Source organism: Pusillimonas sp., from assembly GCF_035515275.1.
GTDB lineage: Bacteria > Pseudomonadota > Gammaproteobacteria > Burkholderiales > Burkholderiaceae_B > Pusillimonas.
The window spans coordinates 1-7,610 of the sequence record NZ_DATJBQ010000147.1 but is presented as its reverse complement, the minus strand read 5'-3'; the positions used below and the strand labels follow the sequence as shown (position 1 = coordinate 7,610).

The following is a 7,610-nucleotide window of genomic DNA, read 5'->3' as shown; positions in this document are numbered from 1 at the left end:
CGGGAAGGAATCGCGCCGTACCGATCACCGATGGTCTGGACAAAGCCATACATACCCATCGTAAGGTGCATAAGCGCGGCAATGTGCTGTTCGACTCCTGCACCGGGGCGTTCAAGGAAGCGATCGAGCGGGCCAAGATAGAACTGCCGGCCGGCCAGCTTACCCATGTGCTGCGCCACACGTTCGCCAGCCACTTCATGATTAACGGCGGCAACATCCTGACCTTGCAGCGGATACTCGGGCACCAAGATTTGAAGACGACCATGAGGTATGCCCACCTTGCGCCGAACCACTTGGAGGCTGCAAGAGCGCTGAATCCTATTTCTGCGTTGACACTTGGTTGACAGAAAGCCCTAAAAAGCAAAACGCCAACCTCGTTAAAGGCTGGCGTAAGTGCTTGATACTTCTTATGAATTCTTGGTGGCGCATCCCTGATTCGAACAGGGGACCTGCGGATTATGATTCCGTCGCTCTAACCGGCTGAGCTAATGCGCCAAAGACCGAAACTATAACATAATTTTTTCAGCTTGTTATTGGCTTTTTCGCCCCCACCTGTACCTGCATGAGCACACCATTTTCCATCCTCGATCTATCGCCGATTACCGAAGGCAGCAATGCTGCGGAATCGTTCCGCCACACACTAGAAATCGCCCAGCACGGCGAGCGTTGGGGCTACAACCGCTATTGGATGGCCGAGCATCACGGCATGCCCGGCATTGCCAGCGCGGCCACCTCGGTGCTGATCGGCCACGTCGCCGCCGGCACGTCGACCATTCGGGTGGGGGCGGGGGGCATCATGCTGCCCAATCACTCTCCGCTGGTCATCGCCGAGCAGTTCGGTACGCTAGAGTCGCTGTTTCCGGGTCGTATCGATCTGGGGCTGGGCAGGGCGCCGGGTTCGGATCAGACGACAGCCCGCGCCTTGCGCCGCAATCTGGCGGCCAGTGCCGACGAGTTTCCCCAAGACGTGCTCGAACTACTCGACTATTTTTCCGACGAACCTCGTCAGCCGGTCAGGGCAGTGCCCGGCATGGGTTTGAATGTGCCGGTGTGGATACTGGGCTCCAGCCTGTTTGGCGCGCAGCTGGCGGCGGCCTTGGGCTTGCCTTATGCGTTTGCCTCGCACTTTGCACCCCAGCAATTGATGCAGGCCATACAGGTTTACCGCAGCACGTTTCAACCCTCGCAGTACTTGCAAAAGCCTTATGTAATGCTGGGCTTTAACGTCTTTGCGGCCGATGACGAAGACGAGGCGCACTACCTGGCGTCGTCGTGGCAGCAGTCGTTCGTAAGCCTGCGAAGCGGGCGCCCCATTCGCCTGCCGCCGCCCGTGCACAATTACATTGAAAATATTGGCCCGCAGGCTCAATACCTACTGGATCACGTCTTGTCATGCTCAGCTATTGGCGCAGCCGAAACCGTGGCGCAGCAATTAAAGGCCTTTATCGACAAGACCGGTGCAGACGAACTGATGATCACGTCGAATATGTTCGACCATAAGGCACGGCTGCGTTCGTACGAAATTACCGCCCAAGTGCGTGAAACGCTGTAACTGACGAGCTAACGAGCCGGCTAGCCGGCCGCAAGGCAATCTTTAGGCGGCCGGCAGCGCCGAGGCCGGCAGGCCGAAGATCCGGTCGAAGGCCAGGTTGAACACGAAGGTGTAAAACAAGAAGAAGGCGATCAGGCCCAGGTCGAGCACGAAGGCCTGCCACAGGCTTACTTGCAGCCACCAGGCGAATAGGGGCACCAGCATCATGACCAGACCCAGTTCAAAGCCTGCTGCATGGGCCATACGGCGCAACACGCTGCGCCCGCGCACTGCCTGGCGGGCTTCCCAGTATTCGAATAATGTGTTGTAAGTTAGGTTCCACACCACTGCAATGGCCGACGAGGCAATAGCGGCTATGCCGGCATGGCCCAGCTCTTGCCCGGCAAGCTTGGCCAGACCGACACTGGTAATTGCTATGGCAATTAGCTCGTACAGCGAAACATACACAACCTTACGTTTGATGCCTTGCACTGCTTGTTCCTTGAAACGAAAGGCCCCGCCTTTTGGCGGGGCCTTACTGCCTAAGTGGGCAGAGACACGTACGTTCACGTAGTGTATGGAGAACTGCCTTGAAGGCAGTTGTCTGCCTGTTAGCAGTAAGTTAACGATAGTCCATGCATTTAGCCGAATGAACTAGGGAAAATACTGATTATTGTATCTGGTTTGAATCGTCGATTTCGGCTGGCCCGGTGGGGCCGCCCAGGCCCGACAAAGCGGCGCTTAAGCTATACAGCGGCGCGAAGGAGTCGGGCTGCGCCATGGGCCAGGCCACCCGAAAAATCGTCTGGCTATATTTGCCTTGCAGCAGTTCGCCTTTTGCAAGGTCGGGGAACAGCGCCGACAGTACGCTGACCCGGCTGGCCGAAATACGCCGCACAATATGGTGGGGTCGTAAGTTGCCTGGGTGTTCGACCCCGGCCGCCGCGAGCAGTTCGCTTAACGCCTTCAAGGTATTGCCGTGATAGTTGGCTACCCGCTGGGCCTTGTCAGCCACTACCAACCCCTTCTGTCGGCCGGGGTCCTGGGTAGTGACGCCGGTAGGGCATTTGTCGGTATGGCAGGCCTGGGCCTGAATGCAACCCACGGCAAACATGAACCCGCGTGCGCTGTTGCACCAGTCGGCCCCCAGCGCCAGGGCACGCGCCATATCGAACGCGCTGATGATCTTGCCCGAGGCACCCAGTTTGACGCGTTCGCGCAGGCCGATGCCCACCAATGTGTTGTGAACCAGGCGCAGGCCCTCTTGCAGCGGCGTGCCAACGTGGTTCACGAATTCGATGGGTGCAGCGCCCGTGCCTCCTTCGGCGCCGTCGACCACAATAAAGTCAGGGGTGATGCCGGTGGAAAGCATGGCCTTGGCAATGGCGAACCACTCCCAGGCATGGCCGATGCACAATTTGAAGCCCACAGGCTTACCGCCCGAAAGTTCGCGCAATTTCTTGATGAACTGCAACAGCTCCACGGGCGTGTCAAAAGCGCTGTGGCGGGCGGGCGAATCGCATTCGCGCCACACCGGTATGCCGCGTGCCTCGGCGATTTCGGGGGTTACCTTGGCGGCAGGCAAAATACCGCCATGGCCCGGCTTGGCGCCCTGCGACAGCTTGATTTCGATCATCTTTACGCTGGGAAGCGTGGCGCGCGCTGCAAAGTGTTCTTCCGAGAAACGGCCGCTTTCGTCGCGGCAGCCGAAGTAGCCCGATCCGATGTTCCAGATAAGGTCGCCGCCATGTATTTCATGGTAGCGGCTGATGCCGCCTTCGCCGGTATCATGCGCGAAATTGCCCAGGGCGGCGCCCTTGTTCATGGCCATGACCGCGTTGGCCGACAGCGCGCCAAAGCTCATCGCCGAAATATTCAACACCGAAAGGGAATAAGGCTGGGTGCAGTCGGGCCCGCCCACCACGATCCGGAAGTCGCTGTCTTGCGGACGAGTTGGGCTCATCGAGTGGTTAATCCATTCGTAGCCGTCGTTGTAGACATTTTCTTGAGTGCCGAAGGGGCGCTTGTCGATGGTGTGCTTGGCTCGCTGGTACACCAACGAGCGGTCAGAGCGTGAAAACGGCAACTCGGCGTCATCTTCTTCAAGAAAATACTGGCGGATTTCGGGGCGTATGAACTCGAGCAAATAACGCAGGTTGCCGATGACCGGGTAATTGCGCCGCACCGTGTGCTGGGTCTGGACCAGATCATGCACGCCAAGGGCAACCAGTGCGGCAAAGCCCAGGAACCCAACCAGCCACCAGGCGTCTACAACAATGGCCAGTGCCAAGCTGGTCAGGGCGGCGACAATGACAAAATAGAAAGCGGTATAGCGCGAAACTATGGACACTGTCGGTTCCTCTATGGGTAATTATTCTTGGTTTCCCACCATAACAGAACACAGTTTCAACATGTGTGCAGCCGCGCACCATTCGTTTGTCGCGACACGGCGCTTAAGAGTCAGACTTGTGCTCCGGCTTGCCTTTGCGTTTGGTCGAGGCCAATTCGTCCAGCTCCTTCTCGCTCATCGATTTATACATCGATTTCGAAGCGCCTTTCAGGTCGCCAACCTTGGTGTCGCCACGTTTGGCCGATAGCGCCGCGCCGGCGGCTTTTTGCTGGGCTTGAGATTTTGCGGGCATGTCCGTCTCCGTGCTGGTTAGAAGCTTACGCTCCGGATCGCAGCAAACCGTGTACCCACGGCGGCTCGGGTACGAGCCAAAAAAAACACCCCGTAAACAAACGCTTACGGGGTGTTTTAGGAATAGGGTGGTGCCCAGAAGAGGACTCGAACCTCCACACCTTGCGGCACATGGACCTGAACCATGCGCGTCTACCAATTCCGCCATCTGGGCTTAATAAGAGTATGCTAACGTTTTGTTCTTGTTGCACGAATGCACTTTAAACTTTGGCTAACTGCTCTATAACTACTTACTTGCTTCTTTGCTCTCGTCGGGGCTGCGTAGGTATCGCTAACGGGTATCGCTAACGCGGGTACCGCTAAAAGCCTTGCTTCAAAAGCGAAGAACAAAAGTATAACCTATTTTTTTAATTAACGGAAATTTTCTTTGGTCACGCGAACAAAAAACGAAAAAAACAGTCAGAACACCGATAGCGCCCATTCGCTGCCGCCCGATTTCGACCCCGACGTACCCAGTCGTGAAGACATGCTTGAGCTGTTGCGTACAACAGGTCAGGCCTATGACGTGCAGGCATTGGCGCTGGCGATGGGCGCCGGGTATCCCCTGTCCGTGGGTTTCGAGCGGCGCCTGAAGGCCATGGAGCGCGACGGGCAGATTTTTTACAATGCACAGGGACAGATTTTGGCGGCACCGAAGGTTGATTTCATAGCCGGTAAGGTACAAGGTCACCGAGACGGTTTTGGTTTTTTATTGCGCGACGATGGCGGGCCGGATCTATTTCTGGCCCCGCGAGAAATGCTCAAGGTATTGCATGGTGATCGCGTTCTGGCCAAACCCGACGGCGAGTACCGAGGCAAACCCGAGGCAACCATTGTCGAGGTTGTAGAGCGTCGAACCGACAAACTGGTCGGGCGCTTTTTGCGTGAGCCGGGCATTAGTATCGTGGTGCCCGAAGACCAACGCATCAAGCACGACATACTGATTCCCTCGGGAGATACGGCAGGTGCAGAGCACGGTCAGGTCGTTACCGTGCAAATTATGCAGCAGCCCACGCGTCACACGCAGCCGTTGGGGCGGGTTATTGAAGTATTGGGCGAGATCGACGACCCGGGCATGGAAATCGAAATTGCCGTCCGCAAGTTCGACGTGCCTGTCGACTTTTCTCAGGCTGCCCTGGCACAGGCGGGCAAGCTGCCCGATTCAGTCAAGCCCGGCGAACTAAAAGGCCGGGTCGATTTGCGCGACCTTCCCTTTATTACTATTGATGGCGAAGATGCGCGCGACTTCGACGACGCGGTCTTTTGCATGCCGGTCGACATCGGCACCGAAAAACGCAGCCGGCCCGCGTGGCGATTGCTGGTGGCCATTGCCGACGTCAGTCATTACGTAACGCCCGGATCGGCGCTGGATGACGACGCGTTTCAGCGCGGCACCAGTGTTTATTTCCCACGTCGCGTCATCCCGATGCTGCCCGAATCCCTTTCTAATGGGCTTTGTTCGCTCAACCCCGGGGTGGATCGTTTGGTGCTGGTCTGCGATATGGTCATACCGGCCAACGGCGCCAAAGCGGGCATGGTGTCGGCCTACCAGTTTTACAATGCGGTCATTCATTCTCACGCACGCACTACATATACCGACGTCTGGGCTGCCATACAGCAGCCCAGCGGCCCGGCCGCGCAGAACATGCAGCATGTGTTGCCGCATGTACTCGACCTGTACGAGCTTTATCAGCTGCTGTTCGAATCGCGTGCACGACGGGGCGCCATCGAGTTCGAAACGGTCGAAACAAAGATACTTTGCAATCCGCTTGGGCGCATCGAGCGCATCGTGCCCTACGAGCGCAATGATGCGCATCGCCTGATCGAAGAATGCATGCTGGCGGCTAACACCTGCGCGGCCGACTTCAGCAAGCGCAATAAACGCACCGGCCTGTACCGCGTGCACGAAGGCCCCACCCCTGAAAAGCTGAAGACCCTGCGCGAGTACCTGCGCAATATTGGGCTGACGCTGGATGGCGGCGACGACCCCAGCACGCGCGATTACGTGCGGCTGCTGCAGGCGGCGCGCGGCAGGCCCGACTACGAGGTGTTGCAGACCATGTGTCTGCGATCAATGCAGCAGGCTATTTACAGCCCCGAAGAGTCAGGCCACTTTGGTCTGGCTTACGAGCACTATGCGCACTTTACCTCGCCCATTCGGCGTTATCCTGATCTGCTGACGCATCGGGTGATCAAGTCTGTATTGCGCAAACAGCGTTACGTACCCAATATTGACGACGTGAATGTAGCCGCCGAGCTTACCCCCGGTGAGCGGCAGCACGCCATCTGGGAAAAGCTGGGTCTGTTGCTGTCGGCGCGTGAACGCCGGGCCGACGATGCCTCGCGCGATGTCGAGGCCTGGCTCAAATGCTGGTTCGTTAAAGAGCATGTTGGCGAGGTCTTTAGCGGCAGGGTTACCGGGGTGGCCCCTTTTGGGCTTTTCATTACCCTTGACACGCTGTTTGTGGAAGGGCTTGTGCATGTTTCCGAACTGGGATCCGACTACTTCCAGTACAACGAAAGCCTGCACGAATTGCGTGGCGAGCGCACCGGCATACGCTATCGGCTGACCGATGCGGTGCAGGTGCAGGTGGCTCGCGTCGATCTCGAAGCCCGCCGCATCGAGTTTCGGCTCGTCAAGGGCACGACCTTCAAAAACCTTAAAAAAGCGGTAACCGAAAGCCAGGAGCCCATCGTACATCACGGCAAGAAAGCCGCTTCCACCAAGCCGGATGCGCTTAAGGGCACGACGGCCCGCGAGCGACGTGAAGCCCAGAAGCGCGCTGCAAAAGCACCCCGCAAGGCGGCCGCAAAAACGCCCGCCAAGTCCGGTAAAGCCGCCACGCGCAAGCGACGTTAGGTCTATTCCAGCGAGGCATGCCGCTTCAGTACTGCAGCATGCCTTTGTCCGGCATTGCCGAGCGCGCAGCCCCAAAGGTTTGCACGGGAGTAAAATTGCCTGCAAACCTTTTTGCTTTCCCATAAGGATCCCCATGTCGTCCCACCAGGTTCTGGCCGGCTTTCATGCCGTTACTGCGCGTTTGCGCCACGCGCCGGCCACCATCCGCCAGCTTTATGTCGAAGCATCACGTCGCGATAAGCGCATGCAAACCCTTGTCGATCAGGCACAAGCCGCTAATCTGCGCGTGCACCCCGTGCCGGTCGAGCGCCTCGACGGTCTGGCCCGCGGAACCCGGCACCAGGGTGTGGTTGCACTGGCCGACAGCAATGTGCTGGCCACCGATGTCGACGAAGTACTGGACGAGCTCGAAGAGAAGGGCGCCACACCCTTGCTGTTGCTGCTCGATGGGGTTACCGACCCCCATAACCTGGGGGCCTGTTTGCGCACCGCCGATGCTGCAGGCGTGCATGCGGTGATTGCGCCGCGAGACCGCGCAG

At 58.1% G+C, this 7,610-nt stretch carries 7 protein-coding genes and 2 tRNA genes; 4 read left to right on the top strand and 5 right to left on the bottom strand.

Translation table 11 applies throughout. The features are described from left to right. Positions 1-344: tyrosine-type recombinase/integrase (locus VL003_RS10710; protein WP_325442294.1), on the top strand; the 344-nt coding region annotated here is incomplete at its 5' end. Positions 345-418: 74 nt separating this feature from the next. Here the strand turns inward: VL003_RS10710 and VL003_RS10705 are convergent. Then, positions 419-495 (bottom strand) — tRNA-Met (locus VL003_RS10705). Positions 496-562: 67 nt separating this feature from the next. On the opposite strand from VL003_RS10705, the gene VL003_RS10700 reads away from it, so the two are divergent. Further along, positions 563-1,552: an LLM class flavin-dependent oxidoreductase gene (locus tag VL003_RS10700; protein WP_325442292.1), complete on the top strand. Its 990-nt coding sequence runs from the start codon at positions 563-565 to the stop codon at positions 1,550-1,552. 42 nt (positions 1,553-1,594) lie between these two features. On the opposite strand, the gene VL003_RS10695 is transcribed toward VL003_RS10700, so the two are convergent. The 4 genes from VL003_RS10695 to VL003_RS10680 form a co-directional block, all read right to left on the bottom strand. Beyond that, a complete protein-coding gene (locus tag VL003_RS10695; protein ID WP_325442290.1) occupies positions 1,595-2,023 on the bottom strand; it encodes a PACE efflux transporter in 429 nt (142 codons plus the stop codon). Between the two features lie 178 nt (positions 2,024-2,201). Further along, positions 2,202-3,881, bottom strand: coding sequence for an FMN-binding glutamate synthase family protein (locus tag VL003_RS10690; protein WP_325442288.1), 1,680 nt, complete (start codon positions 3,879-3,881; stop codon positions 2,202-2,204). Positions 3,882-3,984: 103 nt separating this feature from the next. After that, complete coding sequence (locus VL003_RS10685) at positions 3,985-4,173, bottom strand: DUF3008 family protein (protein WP_325442286.1); 189 nt, start codon at positions 4,171-4,173, stop codon at positions 3,985-3,987. A gap of 128 nt (positions 4,174-4,301) precedes the next feature. Further along, positions 4,302-4,386 (bottom strand) — tRNA-Leu (locus VL003_RS10680). Between the two features lie 213 nt (positions 4,387-4,599). On the opposite strand from VL003_RS10680, the gene rnr reads away from it, so the two are divergent. Both rnr and VL003_RS10670 read left to right on the top strand, forming a co-directional pair. Further along, positions 4,600-7,071 carry a ribonuclease R gene (rnr, locus tag VL003_RS10675; RefSeq protein WP_325442284.1) on the top strand — a complete coding sequence of 824 codons (2,472 nt, stop codon included), beginning with the start codon at positions 4,600-4,602 and terminating at the stop codon, positions 7,069-7,071. Positions 7,072-7,204: 133 nt separating this feature from the next. Then, positions 7,205-7,610, top strand: a 406-nt coding sequence (locus tag VL003_RS10670) for an RNA methyltransferase substrate-binding domain-containing protein (RefSeq protein WP_325442282.1), incomplete at its 3' end; no start/stop codon positions are given.

Excerpts from the sequence above, each read along its gene's own strand:
- VL003_RS10700 (WP_325442292.1), top strand. The coding sequence starts at position 563 with ATGAGCACACCATTTTCCATCCTCGATCTATCGCCGATTACCGAAGGC.
- VL003_RS10685 (WP_325442286.1), bottom strand. The coding sequence starts at position 4,173 with ATGCCCGCAAAATCTCAAGCCCAGCAAAAAGCCGCCGGCGCGGCGCTA.